This window comes from Intestinibacter sp., assembly GCF_022780145.1.
Lineage (GTDB): Bacteria > Bacillota > Clostridia > Peptostreptococcales > Peptostreptococcaceae > Intestinibacter.
The window spans coordinates 1-23504 of record NZ_JALEXO010000264.1 but is presented as its reverse complement, the minus strand read 5'-3'; the positions used below and the strand labels follow the sequence as shown (position 1 = coordinate 23504).

26 protein-coding genes are annotated in these 23504 nt (G+C 30.8%); 12 read left to right on the top strand and 14 right to left on the bottom strand.

Translation table 11 applies throughout. The features are described from left to right. Nucleotides 1-821: DNA topoisomerase (locus MR593_RS09945; RefSeq protein ID WP_290692414.1), on the bottom strand; the 821-nt coding region annotated here is incomplete at its 3' end. A gap of 201 nt (nt 822-1022) precedes the next feature. On the opposite strand from MR593_RS09945, the gene MR593_RS09940 reads away from it, so the two are divergent. Further along, on the top strand, nt 1023-1457 hold the full coding sequence (locus tag MR593_RS09940; protein WP_290692412.1) for a dUTP diphosphatase: 435 nt from the start codon (nt 1023-1025) through the stop codon (nt 1455-1457). A gap of 165 nt (nt 1458-1622) precedes the next feature. On the opposite strand, the gene MR593_RS09935 is transcribed toward MR593_RS09940, so the two are convergent. Further along, a complete protein-coding gene (locus MR593_RS09935; protein WP_290692410.1) occupies nt 1623-1838 on the bottom strand; it encodes a DUF3955 domain-containing protein in 216 nt (71 codons plus the stop codon). Nucleotides 1839-2174: 336 nt separating this feature from the next. Here MR593_RS09935 and MR593_RS09930 point away from each other — a divergent pair, with 336 nt between their 5' ends. Further along, nucleotides 2175-3281 carry a C40 family peptidase gene (locus MR593_RS09930; RefSeq protein ID WP_290692408.1) on the top strand — a complete coding sequence of 369 codons (1107 nt, stop codon included), beginning with the start codon at nt 2175-2177 and terminating at the stop codon, nt 3279-3281. A gap of 137 nt (nt 3282-3418) precedes the next feature. After that, nucleotides 3419-3826 (top strand): hypothetical protein, encoded by a 408-nt coding sequence (locus MR593_RS09925; protein ID WP_290692406.1) that lies wholly within the window; start codon nt 3419-3421, stop codon nt 3824-3826. A 61-nt stretch (nt 3827-3887) separates the two neighbouring features. Here MR593_RS09925 and MR593_RS09920 read toward each other — a convergent pair whose 3' ends face one another. From MR593_RS09920 to MR593_RS09905, 4 genes are all read right to left on the bottom strand, one after another. Beyond that, nucleotides 3888-5039 carry a C40 family peptidase gene (locus MR593_RS09920; RefSeq protein ID WP_290692404.1) on the bottom strand — a complete coding sequence of 384 codons (1152 nt, stop codon included), beginning with the start codon at nt 5037-5039 and terminating at the stop codon, nt 3888-3890. A gap of 257 nt (nt 5040-5296) precedes the next feature. After that, nucleotides 5297-5869 carry a manganese catalase family protein gene (locus MR593_RS09915; protein WP_290692402.1) on the bottom strand — a complete coding sequence of 191 codons (573 nt, stop codon included), beginning with the start codon at nt 5867-5869 and terminating at the stop codon, nt 5297-5299. Nucleotides 5870-5884: 15 nt separating this feature from the next. Beyond that, the gene (locus MR593_RS09910) at nt 5885-6154 is read right to left on the bottom strand and encodes a spore coat protein CotJB (protein ID WP_290692400.1); all 270 of its coding nucleotides are present in this window, start codon (nt 6152-6154) and stop codon (nt 5885-5887) included. Continuing rightward, entirely contained in the window at nt 6154-6360 is a 207-nt protein-coding gene (locus MR593_RS09905) for a spore coat associated protein CotJA (RefSeq protein ID WP_290692399.1), read from the bottom strand. The genes MR593_RS09910 and MR593_RS09905 overlap by 1 nt, the downstream gene beginning before the upstream one ends. 178 nt (nt 6361-6538) lie before the next feature. Between MR593_RS09905 and MR593_RS09900 the strand changes: the two genes are divergently transcribed. The 7 genes from MR593_RS09900 to MR593_RS09870 all read left to right on the top strand — a co-directional run bounded on the left by MR593_RS09900 (nt 6539) and on the right by MR593_RS09870 (nt 13116). Further along, nucleotides 6539-7399, top strand: a complete 861-nt coding sequence (locus tag MR593_RS09900) for a tRNA 2-thiocytidine biosynthesis TtcA family protein (RefSeq protein ID WP_290692397.1) — start codon at nt 6539-6541, stop codon at nt 7397-7399. A gap of 139 nt (nt 7400-7538) precedes the next feature. Next, nucleotides 7539-8576 (top strand): 3'-5' exonuclease, encoded by a 1038-nt coding sequence (locus MR593_RS09895; RefSeq protein ID WP_290692394.1) that lies wholly within the window; start codon nt 7539-7541, stop codon nt 8574-8576. A 133-nt stretch (nt 8577-8709) separates the two neighbouring features. Next, nucleotides 8710-10080 (top strand): aldehyde dehydrogenase, encoded by a 1371-nt coding sequence (locus MR593_RS09890; protein ID WP_290692392.1) that lies wholly within the window; start codon nt 8710-8712, stop codon nt 10078-10080. 50 nt (nt 10081-10130) lie between these two features. Then, the gene (locus tag MR593_RS09885) at nt 10131-10655 is read left to right on the top strand and encodes a 3'-5' exonuclease (RefSeq protein WP_290692390.1); all 525 of its coding nucleotides are present in this window, start codon (nt 10131-10133) and stop codon (nt 10653-10655) included. Between the two features lie 113 nt (nt 10656-10768). Next, nucleotides 10769-11710 (top strand): S8 family peptidase, encoded by a 942-nt coding sequence (locus MR593_RS09880; RefSeq protein WP_290692388.1) that lies wholly within the window; start codon nt 10769-10771, stop codon nt 11708-11710. 84 nt (nt 11711-11794) lie between these two features. Next, nucleotides 11795-12124 (top strand): hypothetical protein, encoded by a 330-nt coding sequence (locus MR593_RS09875; RefSeq protein WP_290692386.1) that lies wholly within the window; start codon nt 11795-11797, stop codon nt 12122-12124. Continuing rightward, the gene (locus MR593_RS09870; protein ID WP_290692384.1) at nt 12115-13116 is read left to right on the top strand and encodes a serine/threonine-protein kinase; all 1002 of its coding nucleotides are present in this window, start codon (nt 12115-12117) and stop codon (nt 13114-13116) included. Before MR593_RS09875 ends, MR593_RS09870 begins: the two co-directional genes overlap by 10 nt. Nucleotides 13117-13155: 39 nt before the next feature. Here MR593_RS09870 and MR593_RS09865 read toward each other — a convergent pair whose 3' ends face one another. Both MR593_RS09865 and MR593_RS09860 read right to left on the bottom strand, forming a co-directional pair. Next, nucleotides 13156-15057, bottom strand: a complete 1902-nt coding sequence (locus MR593_RS09865) for an endonuclease MutS2 (RefSeq protein WP_290692383.1) — start codon at nt 15055-15057, stop codon at nt 13156-13158. Beyond that, nucleotides 15050-15349, bottom strand: a complete 300-nt coding sequence (locus MR593_RS09860; protein ID WP_290692381.1) for a CD3324 family protein — start codon at nt 15347-15349, stop codon at nt 15050-15052. Before MR593_RS09860 ends, MR593_RS09865 begins: the two co-directional genes overlap by 8 nt. Before the next feature lie 410 nt (nt 15350-15759). On the opposite strand from MR593_RS09860, the gene MR593_RS09855 reads away from it, so the two are divergent. Then, nucleotides 15760-17175: a carbon starvation CstA family protein gene (locus MR593_RS09855; protein ID WP_290692379.1), complete on the top strand. Its 1416-nt coding sequence runs from the start codon at nt 15760-15762 to the stop codon at nt 17173-17175. Between the two features lie 62 nt (nt 17176-17237). Here MR593_RS09855 and MR593_RS09850 read toward each other — a convergent pair whose 3' ends face one another. The 6 genes from MR593_RS09850 to MR593_RS09825 all read right to left on the bottom strand — a co-directional run bounded on the left by MR593_RS09850 (nt 17238) and on the right by MR593_RS09825 (nt 21733). Beyond that, nucleotides 17238-17897 carry a hypothetical protein gene (locus tag MR593_RS09850; protein WP_290692377.1) on the bottom strand — a complete coding sequence of 220 codons (660 nt, stop codon included), beginning with the start codon at nt 17895-17897 and terminating at the stop codon, nt 17238-17240. A 203-nt stretch (nt 17898-18100) separates the two neighbouring features. Next, nucleotides 18101-19351 (bottom strand): RtcB family protein, encoded by a 1251-nt coding sequence (locus MR593_RS09845; RefSeq protein ID WP_290692375.1) that lies wholly within the window; start codon nt 19349-19351, stop codon nt 18101-18103. Nucleotides 19352-19469: 118 nt separating this feature from the next. Further along, nucleotides 19470-19793, bottom strand: a complete 324-nt coding sequence (locus tag MR593_RS09840; protein WP_290692373.1) for a hypothetical protein — start codon at nt 19791-19793, stop codon at nt 19470-19472. A gap of 291 nt (nt 19794-20084) precedes the next feature. Continuing rightward, nucleotides 20085-20498, bottom strand: a complete 414-nt coding sequence (mscL, locus tag MR593_RS09835; RefSeq protein ID WP_290692371.1) for a large conductance mechanosensitive channel protein MscL — start codon at nt 20496-20498, stop codon at nt 20085-20087. Between the two features lie 106 nt (nt 20499-20604). After that, nucleotides 20605-21042: an HD domain-containing protein gene (locus MR593_RS09830; RefSeq protein WP_290692369.1), complete on the bottom strand. Its 438-nt coding sequence runs from the start codon at nt 21040-21042 to the stop codon at nt 20605-20607. 55 nt (nt 21043-21097) lie between these two features. Further along, nucleotides 21098-21733 carry a hypothetical protein gene (locus tag MR593_RS09825; RefSeq protein ID WP_290692367.1) on the bottom strand — a complete coding sequence of 212 codons (636 nt, stop codon included), beginning with the start codon at nt 21731-21733 and terminating at the stop codon, nt 21098-21100. A gap of 430 nt (nt 21734-22163) precedes the next feature. Between MR593_RS09825 and MR593_RS09820 the strand changes: the two genes are divergently transcribed. Continuing rightward, on the top strand, nt 22164-23330 hold the full coding sequence (locus MR593_RS09820; RefSeq protein WP_290692365.1) for an RNA-guided endonuclease InsQ/TnpB family protein: 1167 nt from the start codon (nt 22164-22166) through the stop codon (nt 23328-23330). The last annotated feature ends 174 nt before the right edge of the window (nt 23331-23504 follow it).

Genomic DNA, 23504 nt, shown 5'->3' with positions numbered 1-23504 from the left:
GCGTATTCTTTGGAATTAGTTACCTTTTTAGAGGAAACTATTCCCTCCTTGGAAGTAATGCTCTCTATAACTGCCATTGCCTCCTCTTCAGTGTCGAATTTGCTTTCTTTTCCCTTCATCAATTTGCCTTTATATGTACCGTTTTTGCATTTAAAATTACCCTCGATTTCAAAGTACGTCTTCGGAACGAAGTTTTTGATCTCCATATCTCTATCGTAAACTAGCTTGACAGTAGGAAGTATTACACGACCTATGTTTAAAAGCTTGCCGTTTCCGTATTTTAAAGTGGCGACAGATGTAAAATTAATACCTATCAGCCAGTCGGTAATCAGACGAGTGTATCCTGCAGCTTGAAGATTTCTCATATCTTCTTCATCCTTTAGATTTTCTAGACCTCTAGTGATATCCTTTGGAGTCCATTCGTTTACTAGAATTCTCTTTACTGGTTTTTTATTTTTAGCTAGTAAAAATATTAGAAATGCAATCAATTCTCCCTCGCGATCGTTATCTGTTGCATTGATTACGTATTCTATATTGTTTTTATTTAAAAGTTCTTTTATTATATTAAATTGTTTTTGCTTTGAGTCATCTACTTTAAATCTAAATTTATCTGGTATGAAGGGAAAATTAGCCATTTTCCAAGAGCCTGAGTATTTTTCCTTGTCGTAATCCTTCATATCGTATAGAGAAACTAAATGACCAAAGGCGTAAGTTACAATATATTCATTTCCTTCAAAATAACCATCACGTCTAGTTTTTGCACCTAGAAAAGAGGCGATTGTTTTGGCGACAGATGGTTTTTCTGCAAGTATAAGTTTCATACAAACCTCCTTTATTAAATACTATTTATGTTATCATAAAAAAGCAAGAAATTTCAAGATAAGCAGATTAATTTATATTGTCAAGCGTTCTTGTTTTATATAGATTATAGATAAAAATTACTTTTTTAATACTTTTATGCCTTGAAGTGGGCTTTGAATTTATTTATAATATTATTTAGTCAAAATAAAAGGAGAGATAATATGGAAGAAATCAAAATAAAATATCTCAACGACGAGATAAAGAGATTGGAATATATAGATGGAAAATCAGACTGGATAGACCTAAGAGCTGCCGAAGATGTTGAATTAAAGGCTGGAGAATTCAAGCTAATACCACTAGGTGTAGCTATGCAGCTGCCAGCAGGATATGAAGCACATATAGTGCCTAGAAGCAGTACTTTTAAAAACTTCGGTATAATCCAAACTAACCACTGCGGTATAGTAGACAACTCTTACTGCGGTCCTAATGACTGGTGGTATATGCCAGCATATGCACTTAGAGATACTAAGATAGAATTTAACGACAGAATATGTCAATTTAGAATAGAAAAAAATCAACCTACTCTAGTTTTCAAAGAAGTCGAAGAGATGGAATCTGAAAACAGAGGCGGAATAGGAAGTACAGGAAAGAAATAGAAAAATACAGAGCTATTATACGAGTCTAAAAACTCATATAATAGCTCTATTTATAATACATAGGAAATTATATTCATTTGAAGAATATTAATAAATATAATTTCCGTGTATATGTTTCAAGAAAATCTACATTATGCATTTTTAGAATAAAGATTTTCTTATATGTTAAAATGTCTTTGGAAAAAATTTATTTTTTAAATAGAAGATCGATTGAACTACGACCATAAGAACCCCTATAAAAAAGAACAACCAAGCGATTGAAACTAGGAAAAATGGCTCATCTAAAGTCCCATCGGCTAATACTCTAGAGCCGATAATGCTGTATGCTATAAGGCATATAGCAAATAAGCAAAATGGTATTAAAGTTAAAAGTTTTTTCATTTTTAAATTCCCCTTTTAAAATATAATTTATTAATATATATAATATCACGATGCTTACTAAAAAACAATATAAATTTATTGTTTTTCGATAAAAATATATTGTTTTTTGATTAGTATAAATAATTTTATGTTCCAAAAATCATTCACTAAAGTCTAAACAAAAAAATGGAAAATATACATGGTAAATAAAGTTATTTAGCCATTTTGGTGGACAAAATACGAAAGTTATAATAATATCTTGAATGAGTAAAATTAAATTAAAAAAAATATAATATTGGAGAGGAGTTGAGGATTTGTAATATCTAATAATATTAAACGATATTACATTTGAAAAATATGAATTTTATTAACAAAAATATTATAGCTACTGTATTAGTCTCGGCAGCGTTATTGCCAGTGAGTAGCTTTTTAACAAATCAAAATCAAATAGCATATGCAAACACAGTCGAGTACCGAGTTGTAAATGGAAACTCTGTAAACTTTAGAAAGGGACCATCTACTAGCTATGAATCTTTAGCTAAGCTTAATAAAGGCGACAAGGTGGAGTACATAAGTACATCGAATTCATGGACAAAGGCAAAATACAACAATCAAACAGGTTATATTTATTCTAAGTATATTTCAGAAATAGAGACAAAAATAAAATACGTCAATTGCTCAGCATTAAATGTAAGAAGTGGAGCAGGGACAAATTACAGCATAATAAAGACGATACCTAATGGAACTGAGGTAGAGGAAATAGATGTAGTTGGAAGCTGGTCTAAGGTAAAGGTAGGGACTACTACAGGTTACGTATACAACAAGTATTTAAGTGAAAAAGCCGTTGTATCGACTGTAAAAAAATACGTGAATTGTTCATCATTAAACGTTAGAAAAGGTCCAGGGACAGATTATTCAATAATAAAATCTATACCTAGAGATACACAGGTTGAAGTGATATCTACGAATGGTGGTTGGTCTAAAATACAGGTAGGATCGACAGTAGGATATGTATCATCTAAATATTTAAGCGATACAAAGGGCTCTTCATCTTCGAATGGTTCATCTAATACTAGTGATTCTTCAGCAAAAATCGATAAATTAATATCTTTTGCAAAAGCACAGCTAGGGAAGCCTTACGTGTGGGGTGCTGAAGGACCAAATAGCTTTGATTGTTCAGGATTTACATATTATGTATTTAAAAATTCTGCAAATATAACCTTGCCGAGAACATCTAAAGAACAGAGTAATTACGGCACTACTGTAAGCAAGAGTAATTTAAAGGTTGGAGATCTAGTGTTTTTCGATACAAGTGGAGAAAATGACGGAAATGTATCTCATGTTGGTATATACATAGGCTCTAATCAATTCATACATTCGTCTTCATCTAAGGAGAAGGTCGTTATATCTGATTTTTCTAATTACTACAATAATGCATTTGTTAGAGCTAAGAGAGTTTTATAATGAGTCGAAAAATAGGCTGGTGACTATCCAGTCTTTTTTAATGCAAAAATTTAAAAAAATAAATATATTTTATGTATTAAATTCATATAATTTGAAAATAATAGTAAATAAGAAAGTTATAGGTAAGGAGTGTTTATATGGCAGGTGTAGTTGATTTTTATCAATATAAGTACAGCCGAAATAATTATTATCTTAATTTGATTTTTACTAGAGATAAAATAATAAATATCAAAAGATCCATTGATGAAGGTTTTGAAGATTTATTTATAAATAGAGAATACGAGTATGCATATAAGAAGCTACAACGATTATTTAGTGAAGCTTTGGAAAAAGAAGAAAAGGGCTATGTACATTTGAGGATTAATAAATGCTATCTAAAGTATATAAAAAATTTGTATTTTTCATATTACAATACGCCAGAGAGTGAAGATATCAAAGAGCTGATACTTTATATGCAATTTTTGACAAATACCGAAAGTGAGAATTTATCGAGATTTACTACTTTAAATGAAGAAACTAAAATAAGTATACTTTCATATATTTAATTCGTGTTTTGCAAATTAAAAAGAGACCGACATTTTTATATCGGTCTCTGATATTTCGTTATTAATCTAATACTCTTCTTGCAGAAACGTAAGCATTTTTGTAGTAATTTGTAGTAAGGTCAGATGTGCACACCTTTCCTGCAACAGAGTTGGCGTGGATTATAGTGTTGTTTCCTATATATATAGAAGCATGGTCTATAATACCATCGTTACCTTTAGTATCTAAGAATACTAAATCTCCAGGTTGTAAGTCGCTTTTAGAAACATAAGAACCAACATTCTTTTGATCAGCAGTTCCTCTTGGTATAGTTATACCTACTTGTTTGTATAAGTAATAAGTAAGACCTGTACAATCAAAAGTGTTAGGACCTTCAGATCCTCTTACGTATGTACAACCTAATTTAGATTTTGCAATACTTATTATTTTATCTATTTTTTGACTCTTAGTAGTAGAAGAATCGTAATTAGAATCTTTTTCAGCAGTTAGTCCAACTTGAGTTTCTGATAAATAAGAATTAGAAACATATCCAAATGAACCGTTGTATTTTACTTTAGCCCATCCAGTACTTGAAACAGAAACAACTCCTACTTTAGTATTTTTAGGTAATTTACATATTACACTAGAGCTTGTACTAGCATTTTGTCTAAAGTTTAAAGTAGTGCTTGTATATCTATAATATTTTACATTTGTGTCTTCATTTGTAGTATTATTTTCAACTTGGTCATCAGCAGTACTACTAACTGAAGATAAATATGAAGAATATACATATCCAGTAGTTGAGTTTACTGATACTTTAGACCAATTACCGCTAGTAGATAAAACAGTAACTTGTGTACCTTTAGATAAAGTCTTTATAATTGAATAATTTGTTCCGGCTCCAGATCTAAGATTTAAAGAAGAACAATTTACAATTTTAACTAAGTTGTTAGTTTCTTCAGCAGTAGAAGATACTGATGCATATGTTTTATATATGTAACCCGTTTGTCCATTGTATTTTACTTTATACCAGTTACCTGATTCTCCTAAATATTCAACTTTTTCACCTTTTTGTAATTTATCTATTTTAGTAGAGTCTTTGCTTGGTGCAACTCTAAAATTAACTGATCCATTTATAATTAAACTTTCTATACTATCCGCATTTGAAATTGATAGACCCATAACAGGTAAAACTATAGCTGTACCTATAAGAGCCTTTTTTAAATCGAAATTCATATATTCACTCTCCTCATTTGGTAAAAACAACTAAATTGTAACAAGTTGTTTCTCTCTTTATATATATTATTACAAAATTGTAACTATTTGTAAATAGTTTTTGATATTAAAATAAGAAAGACTTTCTTTTTGATGTTAAATATAGTATTAAAATTATACAATAGAAGGTAAAAATTATATAAAAATAAACACTAGATAGGTATTTTGCATCTAGTGTTTTGTAACTTTTTGTAACCAAATAGTCGATTTTATAGATTTTAGAATATTTTTTTACATTCGGTAAAATCGTATACCTCCATCAAAGCTTCTCCAAATCTCTGATAATGTGTTATTTCTCTTTGACCTAAAAAGCTTAGAACCTCTTTTATATCAGGGTCATCTGTTAAATTTATCAATTGATAATATGTTGCCAAAGCTTTTTGCTCAGCTGCCATATTTTCGTGTAGGTCAGTTACAGGGTCGCTGAAGACGTTAATATATGATGTAGTGAAACAAACGCCGTTTGAATCCGTTGGTTGAATTCCATAACCAAATTGGGCGTAATTAGTATCCATGCCAACTGCCTTTAATTCATCAAGAGTTGCACCATCTGTAAGCTGATAAATCATAGATGAAATTATCTCTACATGAGCTAATTCCTCAGTGCCTATATCTGTCAGTAATCCCTTTGTTTTTCCAGTAGGCATAGTATATCTCTGTTGTAAATATCTAATTGCTGCACCTAGTTCCCCATTAGGTCCGCCTAGCTGAGTCATTATAAGTTTTGCCATTCTAAGGTCGCGGCATTTTAAATTTACTGGATATTCCAATGTTTTTTCGTAAATCCACATATCTAAATCCTCCTCTTACATATAAAATTCTTTTTCCCATGGCCAAGGTGATTCAACCCACTTCCATGGACAAACACTTGGAGCATATCCAAAATTTGTTAAAGGACCGTATTTTTTTTCGTAGGCACATCTAGCCTGTGCATATTGAGAGACAAAAGAATTGTAAGCGTTTACAGCAGTTTTGTCTTCTGGATTGTTGTCTAGATATAAATTCATATCTACAGCTGCAAATCCAAGCTCCATAACTGCTTTTATTAGGTCGTATCTACATGCTGATGATCTCATTATCTTCTACCTCCCAGTCTATTTTTAGGTGATTTATAAAGGCAAGCGTTGTAATTTTCAGAATTGAACAAGTATAATTCTGGAAATAAGCTACCGTATTCTAGCGCTTTACATAGATTGTACATTTTTGTCAAAACCTGATCGTTAATGTAAGGTCTTGCAAGCTGATCACCGCAATTATTCTTAATACCTCTATTTTTTTCCATTATGTTAAACCTCCTTGATGATATGATAGAAACTTTAGCAAATGTCTACCTTAATATATAATATTAAAAGAAGGTTTAAATGTTACATAAGCGTTTAAATATATAGCTTATATACTTGAAGGTATATTGTAAAATATGATAAAATTAATTTTATGTTTAAATTAATTGAGGTGATTTAATGGGAAAATTAGCAGGTGATGGGTGTAATATAATTATGCCTACAGAAGAGAGAAAGCCTTTAAGAGAAATAGAAAAAAGTATAATAAAAAAATATAGAAAATATACATGGTCTAAATTTATAAAGGCTATAAAGGATTATAATCTAGTAGAGGAAGGCGACAAAATAGCAGTCGCAATTTCTGGTGGGAAGGACAGTCTTCTTATGGCGAAGATGTTTCAGGAATTGCAAAAGCATGGCCAAGTTAAATTTGACTTAGTCTACCTTGCGATGGATCCTGGTTATCATAAAAACATCAGAAAGCTACTTGAAGACAATTGTGAGTATTTAAATATTCCGCTTACAATATTTGAGACTAATATTTTCGATGTGGCAGGAGAAATTGCAGAGGACTATCCATGCTATATGTGTGCACGTATGAGAAGGGGTGCACTGTACAATAAGGCAGAGGAATTAGGATGTAATAAATTAGCTCTAGGACATCATTTTGACGATGTAATAGAAACTACAATGCTTAACCTACTATGCGCTGGAAATTTCAAGACAATGCTTCCTAAGCTAAAATCTACTAACTTCGAAAAAATGCAGATAATAAGACCTCTATACTATATAAGAGAGGAAAGTATAATAAGATTTATCCAAAATAGTGGAATTATGCCGCTTAACTGCGCATGCATGGTCGCAGCTAAAAAGACAGGAAATAAGCGCTACGAAATCAAGGAGCTTATAAAAAATCTAGGTGAACATTACCAAGAAGTCGAAAAGTCAATATTTAAGGCCGCAAATAATGTTTATTTAGACTCTGTTTTAGGATGGGAACAAGATGGTGTTAGACATTCTTTCTTAGATAGATTTGAGTAAAATTTTTTGATAAATTAATTAATAAACCCTCTACATAAAGAGCAAGTATTTTTATGTAGAGGGTATTTTTATAATTATATAACTACACTTAAAATTTTGTGGTAAAATATAATATATGTTTTATGATTGGGGGAATTGTATGAAAAAAATATATATGGACTTTGAAATGAATATGAATAACACAAAAAACAATAAAAGAGAGGGATTTAAGGCAGACTTGATAGCTATTGGAGCTATAAAATACGATACTAAGACTAAACAGATAGAAGAATTTAAATCTCTGATAAAACCTATTTTAACAAAAACAGTTTACCCACATATAGAAGAATTAACGCACATTACCACAGAAGACTTAGAAAATGCTCCTACTTATGAAAGTGTGATGAGATCATTTAAACATTGGTTAGGTAATTTTGATGAGATTGAGGGAATTTACACTTTTGGAAATTTAGATTTGACTTGTTTTAAAAATACAGATAGAATAAGTGCGCAAAAGAACAACCATCCTCGTTTTCTAAATAATATTCAAAGCTTCTTTGTAGATATCAAGGAAAAATATTTAAAATACGGAATTAAATGCATGAACTACATATCTTTAACCCATCTATTGGAATTGTCAAATATGGAGTTTAGTGGAGATGCCCATGATCCTCTATACGATGCATATAATTTACATATTTTAGATGAGGCACTAGAAAATAATGAAGACATAAGAAATTACTTGATAATTCAAGATATAAACAAAAGTCCCTATAACCAAATCGACGAGGATATAGAAAATAAAATAAAAAATTACGGGAATTATTTGTATAATAAAGAGGGAAACTACACTATAGATGATTTATCAATAGATATATTAGCGGCTGTCGGTAGATACGTGTATTCAGTAAGACAGATAAAAGTCAAAAATATCGATATTGTAAATGATATAGTAAAAAAATTAGATACTGTAGATAAGCTTAGAAATATAAAAGATGGGTATTTTTATGTTTTAAATAATTTTTATCTTGATTTGATGGATTTATTTGAGGACGCTCTTTTATATAAGCTCAGCCAAGAGGAGTATGAGGATGAGATGAACAATATTTTAGATTTATTTATTGAGGATATGGAATATGAAAATATATTTATAGATATAAAAGTTGACTTACAGCCAGCTGATAGTTTGACAACCTAGATTGAATTAGAAAAAATCTTCCTTGAGAAGATTTTTTTATTTGCTGTGATTTGATTATATACGAGCTTATTATGATATAATTTTTAGTATAGGATAAGCAAAAAATATAATTAAATTTTAAATAGGTGATAATATGGATATAAGTGATATAGTGAGAAAACAAAGGGAGTTTTTCAAGACGGGAAGGACTAAGGATGTAGATTTTAGGATAAATGCTTTAGGTAAGCTAGAGCAGGTGATAAAAAAATACGAAGTTAAAATAGAGGAGGCTTTGAAAAAGGATTTAAATAAATCAGAATTTGAATCTTATATGGCAGAGGTCGGGCTTACTTTGAGTGATTTGACGTTTATAAAAAAACGTGTAAAAAAATGGTCAAAGGACGAGAGAGTTTTGACTCCACTGAGCCAATTTCACTCAAAAAGCTTTATAACTAAGGAGCCTTATGGAGTTACACTTATAATATCTCCTTGGAATTACCCCTTTTTACTTTGTATAGAGCCTCTTGTCGGTGCGATTGCTGCTGGGAACTGTGCTATTTTGAAGGTTTCAAGAGATTCTAAGTATACATCAAAAGTAATATCTGAAATGATATCTGAAACTTTTCCAGAAGAATATATAACTGTAGTAAATGGAAATAGAGAAGTAGTAAATAAGCTTCTAGAAGAAAAGCTAGACTATATTTTCTTCACTGGAGGAGTAGCTGTTGGAAAGATAGTTATGGAAAAGGCTGCTAAAAATTTAATTCCGGTGACCTTAGAATTAGGTGGCAAGAGTCCTTGTATAGTAGAAAAAAGTGCAGATTTAAAAGTTGCAGCTAAGAGAGTTGTATTTGGAAAATACCTAAATTCAGGCCAAACATGTGTTGCACCGGATTATCTACTGCTTCAAAGCGACGTGAAGGAAGAGTTTATAAAATATTTAAAGGAAACTATAGCGTTATTTTATACAAATGAACCTCTGCAAAATGATAGCTATACAAATATAATAAACGAGAAGCATTTTAATAGACTGGTGAATTTAATAAAGGGCGAAAAAATCGTGCACGGAGGAGATATCGACAGAGAAAACCTCAAAATAGAGCCTACAATATTAGATAAAATTACACTAGACTCCCCGATCATGAAGGAGGAAATATTCGGTCCGATACTTCCAATAATAACATTTGACGATATAGAAGAAGCAGAAAATATAATTTTACAGGGAGAAAAGCCTCTAGCTTTGTATTTATTTACTAAAAACAAAAAAATAGAAAATAGGATTTTAAAAAATATATCTTTCGGCGGAGGATGTATAAACGACACTATAATCCAGCTAGCTACTTCTAGAATGCCGTTTGGTGGAGTTGGAAACAGCGGAATGGGTTCTTACCATGGAAAACAAAGCTTCGATACATTTACACATAGAAGATCTATAGTGAAAAAATACAACTGGATAGATTTGCCTATAAGGTATTTGCCTTACGACGATTTTAAGATGAAATTACTTAAATTATTTTTAAAATAATATAGATAAAATGTTATAATTATAAATTATACGAAAAAAAGGAGACTTAAATGAATAGATATACAGACGAAAAATATATTGTTGTAGACTTAGAGACAACAGGACTAGATCCATACGCTGGGTGTGAAATCATAGAAATCGGTGTCACTGAAATAGTAAACGGCAAAATCGGAAAAAATTATTCAAGACTAGTAAAGCCAAAGGGAATAATACCTTCAAATATAACAGCCTTGACAAATATAGATAACGATATGGTAAAAGATGCACAGACTATAGAAACTGTACTTCCTAAGTTTAGAAAGTACGTCTCAGATACAACTATAATCGCACATAATGCAAAATTCGACCTTAAATTTTTAAATTACTACTTAAAGTTGCTTGATTTAGAGCCGATAACAAATCATATATGTACATTAGAGATGTTAAAAAAATGTAAATCCTACAAGGGCAAAAATAAAAAGCTCGCAACAGCCTGTGAGTACTACAATATAGTAAATGAAAACGCCCATAGAGCAAACAGCGACACACTTGCAACTGCCAAGCTATTTTTAACAATTAAAGATAAAGTAGAATAAAATGGACTTTGGTCCATTTTTTTTTCGATTTTTACTAAAAAGGCAATAGGAACAAATTAAATTTATAAATAATATATTAAAATAAAGAGTTTCTATAGTAATGAGGGATATATATGAAAAAAAATTTAAAAGAAGTCAAGGAGTTAGAGGTTAGATTAATTCCATATACAATGAATAGAGATAATCTAAGAGTTAAAAATAAAATATCTCCGTATGGTGTAAATATGATAGCAGCTCAAAATATGTGGAAATCATCTTATAAGGGTCAGGGAGTAAAAGTGGCGATTATAGATTCTGGATGCGATGTAAATCATGTAAGCTTGAGGGATAATATAGCTGGAGTTAGAAATTTTACTACTGAGGATATGAAAAATCCCAATATAGTTACAGATAGAGTAGGTCACGGCACACATGTAGCGGGAATAATCGCAGCAGATGGCAAAAATAATTCTATAGTAGGAGTAGCTCCAGAGGCTGAGCTCTATATATTAAAGGCGATAGATCAAACAGGCTCCGGAAAACTCAGCTGGGTTGTAAATGCTATAAATTACGCTGTAAATTTAGATGTGGATATAATATCGATGTCTCTTGGAATGGGAGTAAGCGACGATAAATTAGAGAGGGCTGTAAATAATGCAGTTAAAAACGGAATATCGATAGTCTGTGCAGCCGGTAACGAGGGAGACGGCAATTATGACGATTTTGAATATTCGTATCCAGCCTCATATGTAGATGTAATATCAGTAGGAGCAGTCGACAAGAAATCTGTGCCGGCATCCTTTTCAAATTCGAACTTAGTAATAGATTGTGTAGCTCCAGGAGTAGATATTATCTCCACCTATCCAGGCAATACCTACGCTAGCTTGAGTGGAACGAGCATGGCTGCACCTCATGTGACAGGAAGCTTAGCCCTTTTAAAAAACTGGTCAGACGATGAATTTCAGCGAGAACTCACACCAGAGGAGTTATATGCACAGCTGATAAAATTCACAAAGACCTTGGATTATCCGAGAACGATTCAGGGAAATGGCATTGTATATTTGAAATCGAGATAATACTAAAAAAGATGAATTAATATAGTTCATCTTTTTATTTTTCCTTCATATTATATATTAGTATAAAATGAGGAGTTGAAAATTATGATATATATTGATATGTACATAAATGGTGGAAAGGTAGAATTTAATATATTTAGAAGCTTTGCCAACAATAAAAAAATAATAAAGAGAAATGAGCTAGTTTTGCCAAATAGCTATTCTACAGCTCAGAAGCTAAATTATATTAGAAATTTGACAAATATTTTCATAGATGAATACGATATAAAATACTACAAAGTCGACATCGGGGATTTTAGAGAGAGCCATGATATAGAAGCGAAGGATTTTTGCGATAAAATTACAAATTCTATAAAGATGCAAGGTGTTTTGGAGGAATTATTCCTAAGTAGGGGAGTTATGGCATGGAAATAAATTCAAAGTTAAATATGAAAGTCGTAGAAAAGATACAATCACACGGGGCTAACTCTTCTCTATATATAGTCGAGGATACACAGTTAAAGGAAATTTTCATGCTAAAGCAAATCGATAAAAATAAAATCAAGGAGAGCAATAAGTATTTCGATGAGGTCAGAAAAATCAAAAGTATAGAAAATAGAAATATTGTAAAGGTAAATTACGCTACATACGACGATGATTACATCTATATATCTATGCCGTATTATAAAAATGGATCTTTACAGGATATAATGCAGACTAGAAATCTAACAGTCAGGGAAATAGTAAAGTACTCACTAGATATATTGAGTGGAATTTACTATATTCATAAAAATCAAATCTTACACTGCGATATAAAGCCCAGCAATATATTAATAGATAAAAATAATTGTGCAGTTTTGACCGACTTTGGGTCGTCGATAAATATAAATTCAAATGGTGTCGGGAAATTAAAAAACGTCTACTACAAGCATATTGCACCAGAGCAGTGCTATAGCTCGAAGGTAGATGTCTATGTAGATATTTATCAATTTGGAAATACTTTATATAGAATGTGTAATGGGGAAGAGGAGTATAATAGACAGGTAAAAAAAAGCAAGAATTTGAACGATTTAAAAATATCTATAGTAAATGGAACTTTCCCGACTAGAAAAAAATACTACCCCCATATACCAAGGCAGTTGATTGAGATAACTGAAAAATGCTTGAGTGTAGACCCTAAAAAAAGATACAGCGATGCTATTGATATTTTAAACGATATGGCAAAGGTAAATTCAAATTTGGACTGGGTATATGAAAAGACTAATAGGGTATATAGATGGACCGACTCAGATAAAAGCGTCTCTATGTACAAAAAAAACGGGCTCTGGATGGTCGACTGCAAGTTTAATATTGAATTTGAAAATATGTTTGAAAAATTTTCTGATGGATTTAAGTATGTTAGAAAGATTTTAAAAGAGAATTGTTAAAAAAGAGGTTGTTGCGAGCTTGCAACAACCTCTCGATTTTTATTGTTTTTTGCTTCTGATTTCCTTTTGAATTTTTTTTAGAGCTTTTTTAGATCCTCTAGCTATGTCTTTTTCTAATTTTCTATCTTCAAAAGAAACGAATAAGCTGTTTAAATCGTAGCCTTCAGGATATAGATCTTTTGCCTTTAGATAAGGCTCAGTTCTCTTTACATTTACTGTGATAAACTCATCCTTATATAAAACCTCTAGATTATTAAATTTATCGACTGGAGTATATACAATACCGTAGTCGTCTTTATCTAAAAGTTTTATCTTATCGCCTATTTCGTAGTCGTAAACTTTGCTAGGGATTATATCTATATCGCTTTCTGTTCTTATTTTTCTACTATCAACTAATTTTATATCGTAGTCTTTGTTGTTTATATAGTCATTTGCTTTTTTAAGCACCTTATCTCTAATTCCCATTTTTTTAGAAATAAATAATGCATTACTGCTTTGAGAATGGCCGATAGTCAGCTTGTAAAGTGGCTCTAAAGTGTCTTTGTCAAACATCATACCTGCATTTTCAAAGTCAGGATGTAATTTGGCGTATTTTTTCAGCTCGCCGTAGTGGGTAGATGCTACTGTTATGCATCCCATTTCGTATAGCTCTTCTAATACAGCGATTGCAAGTGCTGCACCTTCATTTGGCTCGGTTCCACTTCCTATTTCGTCTAATAGGATGAGTGTTGATTTATTGCTTTTGTTTATTATAGAAGCTATATTTTGGATGTGAGAAGAAAATGTACTAAGCGTATTTTCTATACTTTGGTTGTCGCCTATATCTACAAATATGTTTTCAAAAATAGATATATCAGTTCCTTCTTCAGCAGGTATATCAAATCCACATTGAGTCATAAGAGTCAAAACGCCGACTGTTTTTAACGCAACGGTCTTGCCACCTGCATTTGGACCTGTTATTATCAAGCTTCTGTAGTTTTTACCTATTTCAAAATCTAGTGGTATTATATCTCCCTTTAATAGTGGATGCTTAGCTTTTTTAAGCTTTATATATCCAGTATCGTTTATTTTAGGCGTTATACAGTTGTTGTTTAAACTGTATTTTGCCTTTGCGAAAATCATATCGTAGTTTGATATGACCTCGATATTTATTTTTATCTCCTGAATTTTTTCGAAAATCAACTCAGTTAAATATGATAAAATCTTGTATTCCTCTACTGCCTCCTCTGATTTTAAAGAGATAAGCTCTGAGCTGAATTTAGATATATTTTCAGGCTCTATAAATACAGTGCTTCCCTTTGATGAGGTATCTAAGATGACGCCTTTTACCTCGTTTTTATAGTTTGCTTTAATCGGGATTACATATCTTTCGTCCCTTTTGCATATTAGAAATTCCTGTATATATTTTTTATTTGAGCTCGAAGTCAGAAACTTATTCAATCTATCGTTTATCTTAGATTGACATATATCTATATTTCGGCGAATTTTCTTTAATTCACTAGAAGCGTTAGAGTCAATTTTATTTGATTTTATGCAGTAGTTTATTTCTTCTTCTATAGAGCTTAATTCTGTTATATTCAAGGCATAGGATGATAGAGTTTCTCCGTAGAAGCTCATGTCATTCATGAAATTTTTGATTTTTTTGCATCCTCTCAAGAAGGCTTCGACCATCATAAGTTCCTCTGGATTTAAGACCATTCCTTTTTCGACCTTATCTATCACACCGTGCAAGTTAAATACACCTTCTAGTGGAATATGATTGCTGTTTTTTAATATATTTCTAGCTTCGTTGTTTTCGTTTAACATGTTTTTTACAGCGCTGATATTCTTTTTAGGAGTCAATTTGTCAATTAAATCCTTTCCTAGAGAGCTAACACAGTATATTTTAACTAGCTCTTTTAAGTCGTTTAGCTGTAATTTATCAAAAGTTGTACTATTCATTTTCGCTACCTCCTAGACAAAGATTTGATTTTTTCATTTTAGAGATTATCTTTCTTATGCTAGATTCTGACAGATTAAAGATGCCTTGAATCTCCTCTAAGCTGTATCCCTTGTTGTAAAGTTCAAAAATTTCTTTATTTCTAGAGTTAATGGCGTCTTTGGCGCCGTTTTTTTCGCCCCAAGAAACTTTATTTCTCTGTATAGGAATGTAGATAATATCGCCTTGGATATATTCTTGTATTTGGCTTATCAATTCTTCTGGTAATATATTTTTTGCATTTTTATATTTCAATTTAGTTGTCTCCTTTATTTATAAGTTATTTTCCTATAACTTAGTAAATAAGGAGTTAAATAGTTGTAACTTCTTATTTACTAAGAAGCACAACTTCCAGTTCACCGTAATTATTTTTCTTCAAAAAACATTCTCCTTTTTATTATTATTTTAAATTTACATATACATTATTTCATATAACGATATTATATTCAATGCAAAAAACGATTATAATCGAATTTTCCTAAAATGGTTTTCATGTATTTTATTACCATATAAATGCCTTTCATGTATCAAAAAACGTCATTTCATGACAATCAAAATACTATCTATATATATAAGTATTATTATATAAGTACAAAAGGAAATAATTATACATTATATTTAAACTTTACATTTAGTAAAAAAAATATATTTGGGAGGGATTTGTTATGATTAGCTTTTTCGGAGCAATAATAGTTTTAATTCTAGGTTATTTTATTTATGGTAAGTTTGTAGAAAAAGTCTTTGGGATAGATGACTCTCTACCAACTCCAGCTACAACAATGGAAGATGGTGTAGACTATGTTCCTATGAATTGGAAAAAGATATTCTTAATTCAATTCTTGAACATAGCAGGATTAGGACCAATATTTGGTGCAATACAAGGTGCATTATTTGGACCAGCAGCTTTCTTATGGATTGTATTTGGTACAATATTTGCAGGTGGTGTACATGATTTCTTATCTGGTTACTTATCACTTAAAAACAAAGGTGTATCAGCATCAGAACTTGTCGGTATATATCTAGGTGAAGGTGCTAGAAAAATAATGGTAGTATTTAGTGTAGTTTTATTAGTACTTGTAGGTGTAGTATTTGTAACAGGACCTGCTGGACTTTTAAATACTTTAACTAATGTAAATACACAAATCTGGGTTGCAGTAATATTTGCATATTACATATTGGCAACTGTACTTCCAGTAGACAAGATCATAGGTAAGATATATCCAGTATTTGGTGCAGCACTTATATTAATGGCAGTTGGTATAGCAGGTGGATTAATTGTTAAAGGTTATCAAATACCAAATATAACTTTACAAAACTTCCATCCAGATGGAAAACCATTATTCCCATACTTATTTATAACAATCGCATGTGGTGCTATATCAGGATTCCATGCTACACAATCACCACTTATGGCTAGATGCGTAGAACACGAAAGAGAAATAAGACCAGTATTCTACGGAGCAATGGTTGCAGAAGGTATAATCGCCTTAATATGGGCAGCAGCTGCAATGGCATTCTTCCATGGTGAACCTCAATTACAAGCAATTTATGGAGGTACTCCAGCAGTAGGTGTAAATGAAATGTCAATAACTCTACTTGGACCAGTAGGTGCAGTACTTGCAGTATTAGGTGTTGTAGCTTGTCCGATAACATCTGGTGATACAGCATTCAGAAGTGCAAGACTTACAATAGCTGATTCATTCAATATAAAACAAGATAAATTGAGTTCTAGATTTATGATAGCCATACCACTATTTGCAGTAGGTGTAGCTCTTACATTTATAGATTTTAATATAATTTGGAGATATTTCTCATGGGCTAACCAAACATTAGCGATGATAATGTTGTGGACAGGAAGTATGTTCCTACTTAAAAACAACAAGAACTACATGGTAACAGTAGCTCCAGCAATATATATGACAGCTGTAACATTCAGCTATATAATGCAAGCTCCAGAAGGATTTAGATTACCATCACAAATAGGTAACACAATCGGTATTGTAGTAGCAGTATTGTTTGCAATAGTATTCTTTGTAAAAGCAAATAAAGAAAAACACATAGAACATAATAAAGCAGCTTAGTTTCAGATAAAAAAGAGATACGAAAGATAGATTTTAAGATCTATTTTAAGTATCTCTTTTTTTTAGCGTATATGTTTTAGTACAAAGTCAGATGAATCTTTAAAGAAAGCCCCGAGTTCTTCTTCTGTAAGCAGTTCATTTTGAGGAAATTCATCTATTTGGTCCTTGTAATTATCGAAAATCCATTTTTCTGTAGATTCTATATCTTTAGGCGTAATCGTGTAACTTCCGGCATCTGTCTTAATTGTTATATCTTTTTTAGGGAAGGTAAATTTGCTTTTTATTCCCAATGATTTTGCGATAATATTGAAGTTTTTATGCTTGAATCTAATACAGTCTTCTTTAGTCCCGTTAAATACGCCGTTTACTGTCTTCATCCCTGTTATTGTATTTTTGTCATCGAAAATAAAATAGTCATTTTTAAGCATACCATTTAAATAGTAGTCTAATAATAAATGACAGTAAATTCCTGTTGATACAATATCATCCTTATCCCAATATACATTTCTGTATTTTTCAAGGTCAGGCAGACATAATTCATTTTCGTAAATATAATAATGAGAAAATCTTGATTCAACTGTATCCTTCATAGGTATCAAATAACCTGATTTTATATCTGGAATTAAGTTTGCTAATATAAAAAGATTTTCTTCTTCCTTGTTTAATTTTAAAACATTTGAAACATCTGTAGCTAATTTAATATGAAAACTCCAAGCTGGCATAATCAAAAGTCCTTTCTATATATGTTATTACATTATGTATTATAAGAAATAAATGGTAGAAATTGCAACCTTAAATTGATAAGCATCACAAAGTTGTTAAATATAATTACAATGGTCTGAGAGAGGATATGCATATCTACAATTGAGAATAAAAAAGGCGAATGTAAAAATTCGCCTTTTTAGTACTGTATTTGTACAATATATTATTTTCTGATCATTTTAGATTTAAAGTTATAAACAGGTTTTGCGATATATAAAATATCTACAGTTTCTTTAACTTGCTCAATAATTAAATCAGCAGGTTTATAGGCTTGAGGCGCTTCGTCTAATGTTTCTTCGCATACAGACCAAGTGTTTATACCATTCATATCGTCCTTGAAGTCATCCATTGAAAGAAGCTCTTTTGCTTCACTTCTAGATAGAAGACGGCCTGCACCGTGTGGCGCTGATTGATTCCAATCGTCGTTGCCTTTTCCAAGTGCGATTATAACTCCTTCCTTCATATTAAGTGGAATAGCTACTTTTTCGCCTTTTTTAGCAGAGATAGAGCCTTTTCTTATTATAATACAGCCATCTGCATCTTCTATGTAATTATGAACAGTGTCGAACTTATCTATAGCTTCTATTTTTAAGAAATCTAAAATATCTTGAGAGATAAGTCTACGATTTTCAAAAGCCATATTTTGGCATTTTATCATATTCTCTATGTAGTCTTCGTAGTCTTTACCTTCAATATAAGCTAAATCCTTTGGAATTCCTATTATTCTGTCTGAAAAATTATTCTTGAGATTTATTAATTCCTTGTTTATATCTTTTTCTCTATTTTGTTTTTTTAGATTTGAAATTAGTTCTTGTTCAGCTTTTTTTAACTTATCTCCACCAGCCATATTAAAGGATGCTCTTAAACTAAAGTGTTTAGATACCTTTTTACCTAGATTACGAGAACCAGTGTGTACTGATAGAGCGTAAGTATCGTCGTCTATTTGTCCAATTTCTATATAGTGGTTTCCACCACCTAAGCTACCACAAGAATTTATGAAGTAGTCTACTTCTTTTAAATTCAAATCATTTACAATTTCTTTTATTTGTTTTTGTATATTTTTATCTAAGTTAGGATGTTTTCTTTTTTGAACGCCGTGTCCATTAGGTATGTTGCTTTTTATAAAATCATCTAATTTTTTGAAATCAATTGAATTAGATGTTTTAAATATTGTAGTGAGTACACCGCATCCGATATCAACTCCAACTATATTTGGAATAAGTTTTTTTTCTTTTAATTTAATAGTAGTTCCTATAGTGCAACCTATACCAGCGTGGACATCAGGCATTATACGAATTTTAGCCCCGTCAAAAACAGGGTGATTACAAAGTCCTATTATTTGAGAGATTGCTTGTTGCTCACATATATCTGTGTAGACAACAGCATCTGTGTATTTTCCATTTAATGTAAACATTATTTATCACTCCTTATATATCGTGTTTTTTAACTAGATTTTTATTAAAAATAGTGTGGTTTTAAGAAATAAATAAAGTTACTGGTGGAAAATACCTCCTCAAATAATATTTTACTTGTTAGATTTGTTCAGATGAAGAAGCTTCATCAGAAAAATCAATTTTATTTACGTCTTCTGGATCATGTGCTTCACAGAAGTAACGAACTTTTCCATCACATTCGTATTTTGTTAAATCTTCAATTTTAAAGTATGTATGGCATTTTTCACATTGTGCTATAGAATCATCTTGTGCACATTTAGGGCATATCATATCATATTCATAATAATGATAATATGGGTCGTTTGCTTTTATTTCGCAATCGCAAACTCCGCAGTAGCCGATTATTTCAGCAGATTCATCTTGAAAATTATCTTCATGATTATTCGAATAATTATAGTCCATTTTTAATCCCCCTTTTACTTTATAAAACTAAAAATATATAAAAAAATCCCTATTTATTTTATTATAACACATAGAAAAGTGTATCGCACTTTATACTTTAAGTGTTTTATATTAATATATTTTTGAAAATAAACATTTTATTGTATAGCGAAATTCATTTGATTTTATGAATTATTGTAATAAATGTAAAAGTAAGAAAAGAAATTAGAATGTGATTACTTTTGATTAAATGTAAACTGCTAAAGTACTAAATAATAAAGTGGATTTTTTAGCAGTTTACTAGATCTCTGATTATTCTAGTTCAGAAGTACAATTTGGGCAGCGAGTAGCGCTTATTGGTATTTCGCTACAGCAGTAAGGACATACCTTTGTAGTAGGTTCTTCTGTAGCTGCAACTTCTTCATGTTTTCCAAGACTGGCAAGCTTATTCATACCTTTAACTATTAAGAATATAACAAATGCCATGATTATAAAATTAATAAGTGCTGTTATAAAAGAACCGTATTTAACTTGAACACCTCCAAGAGTTATCACTAAGTTGCTGAAATCTTGATTAGCAAATAGCCCGATTATAGGAGATATTATATCTTGGACTAAAGAATTAACTACACCTTGGAATGCGCCCCCTATAATAACACCGACTGCTAAATCTAGGACATTTCCTCTAAGAGCAAATTCTTTAAATTCCTTTAAGAAATTTGACATAAGCCTCATCCTCCATATTTAATATTTTAAAATTTATTCACAGATAATTATACCACTAAATTCTATTTTGTAACAAATTATTGTCAAATTTTAAAATATTTTGTAGCTATTTGGTGTTTATTAAATAATGGTAGGCTATTTGATATTTTCTAGTTCTGTCTAAGTCCTTTTCTGTTAGAGTAGAGATTCTTCTTAAATCCATGTTGTGTTGTAAATCGGCTAATTTTACCTCCTTTGCCAAAGGATTTGAACTCACTTTTTTGACATAATCCATATAATCTATATCGTCTGTTCTTGTAAGCATGACTATTGCATCTACTATGTGCTTTGAAAGTCCTGCATTTAGAAGATCTTTTTCAGTTACATCTGTATCTTCTATTATATCGTGTAAAATTGCTACTATTTTTGCATCATCGCTTTTTACAGTTTCCATCACGTGAAGTGGGTGGAGTATGTAGGGCTTGCCTGATTTGTCCTTCTGATTTTTGTGCTTTTCGATAGCTAGCTCTAGTGCGAATTGTAGTTGTTCGTTGTATGATAGCATTTGAAAACCTCCCTGCTTTTTGAATTTATTATATCATAACAGGGAGGTAATAAGCTTAGAAATCTTCTCCGCCTTGGACTTCTGAGTCATAGCATATGCAATCTTCTGCTGTATTTCCACATTCTCTACAACAGTCGCAATATCTTGAATCTCCACCACAAATTCCGCATTCGTATTTTTTGCTTGGAGTATCTCCTGAATCGTCGGCATCTTGTGGAAGTTTTGCAATACAAGATTTACAACCAGTTGCAACTACTGCACCTTCTACATTTTTAATGCTTCTCTTTTGAGATATAGGGTATTTTTTGTTGCATATTGGGCATGTAAATGTAGATGATTTTTTTGTTGTAGTTTGCTTCTTAGATGATTTTTTTGTAGAGCTATTAGAATTGATTGGAGGATCTCCTGAATCGTCAGCATCTTGTGGAAGCTTTGCAATACAAGATTTACAACCAGTTGCAACTACTGCACCTTCTACATTTTTTATACTTGCCTTTTCAGATATAGGGTATTTTTTGTTGCACATTGAGCATGTAAATGATTCTTGATCCTCAGATTTTTCATCTGTATTTTTGTTTTCTGTTACTTTAGTGCTACTGCTGCTTTGAACAGTTGTCTTGCTTGAACATCCTATTAGTGAGATGCTTAAGATTATACATATACATAAAGTTAGATTTTTGAGTAACTTCATTACCTTCACCCCCTAATTTGTTTTTTAATTTCATTATATTGGTATCTGATTTATATAGATATTACCCAGGTGGGTAATTATTGAAGATTTGCATGGATAAAAATGCAAATTACAACTGCCAGTTTTTGACATATAAAATGAAATTAATAAAATTTAAGGAGGTATATAACAGTTAATATAAATCTATAAAAATCCATAAAACCATAGTATATTTTTATTGATTATATATAATGCTATTGAAGTAATAAATAAATGAAATATTACTCAATATTATAATTTGCAAATAAGATGGAAAAAACGGTTCAAATTCTTAAAAATTGAGATAAGTTTATAACAGATACTAGAAGAGAAAATAACACTGTATTTATTTGTAGGCTTTAGGAGAATATAGATAATAAAGCTAAGAAAATAATTGAGGAGTTAATAGAGTATGATAAAGACATTCAAAATAATGCTAATTCCAAATAATAAACAAAAGACTAAATTATTTCAATCAGCAGGTGTAGCCCGTTTTGCCTATAATTGGGCATTGAATACTGAACAAGAAAACTACAAAAATGGTGGTAGCTTTTTAGCAGATAACGACTTAAGAAAACAATTTACAAAATTAAAAATGGCAGAAGAATATAAATGGCTTAATGATTATTCTAATAATATAGCTAAACAATCAATTAAAGATGCTTGCTTGGCTTACAAAAGATTTTTTAATGGGCAATCGTCTTTTCCTAAATTTAAAAGTAAAAGAAAGTCTAAGCCTAGCTTTTATGTAGATACTGATAAAATCCTATTTACAGGCACGCATGTTAAACTCGAAAAATTAACATTAAGTAGAAAGAAAAATAAACAAAAGTTTAACTGGATAAAGCTTGCTGAAAAAAACAAAGTACCAACAAATAGTAAATATCTCAACCCAAGAGTAACATTTGATGGTATTAACTGGTGGATTAGTGTAGGTATTGAATACAATGATAGTATTGAAATTCCAACAAATGAAGGAATAGGTATAGATTTGGGGATAAAAGATTTAGCAATATGTAGTAATATTGATAAACCTTACAAAAATATAAATAAAACTCAAAAGATAAGAAAGTTAAAAAAGAAAAAACGTAGGTTACAACGTCAGATATCTAAAAAATATCTAATAAATAAGAAAGGAGATAGTTACTGCAAAACAAGTAACATTATAAAAGCCGAAAAGAAATTATTAAAACTTAATCACCGATTAACAAATATTCGTCATAATTATTTACATCAAGTAACTACCGAAATAATAAATCGAAAACCAAAATTTATTGTTTTAGAAGACTTAAATGTAAGAGGTATGATGAAAAATAAGCATTTATCAGAAACTGTAGCAGAACAATGCTTTTATGAATTTTATAGACAAATAGAGTATAAATCACTATGGAATAATATTAAATTTATAGTTGCAGATAGATTTTATGCAAGTAGTAAAATATGTTCTTGCTGTGGATCAATAAAAAATAACTTGGAGCTTCGTGATAGGGTTTATAAGTGCGAAAAATGTAATAATGTAATTGACAGAGATAAAAATGCAAGTATAAACCTTATGAATTACGGAAAATCAATAGCTTAGTTACCTAAATATCACTACCCATATGTACCGATGCGTTAGTCGGGAATTTAAGCCTTTGGAGTATTATATCAAATGTAAGTAGCTATAAATTTATTTATAGTAAAAGCAGATACGTTGAAAAAGGAATGGAACATAAAATTTTATAATTTTTTATAGATTTTTATAAGTTTTCAG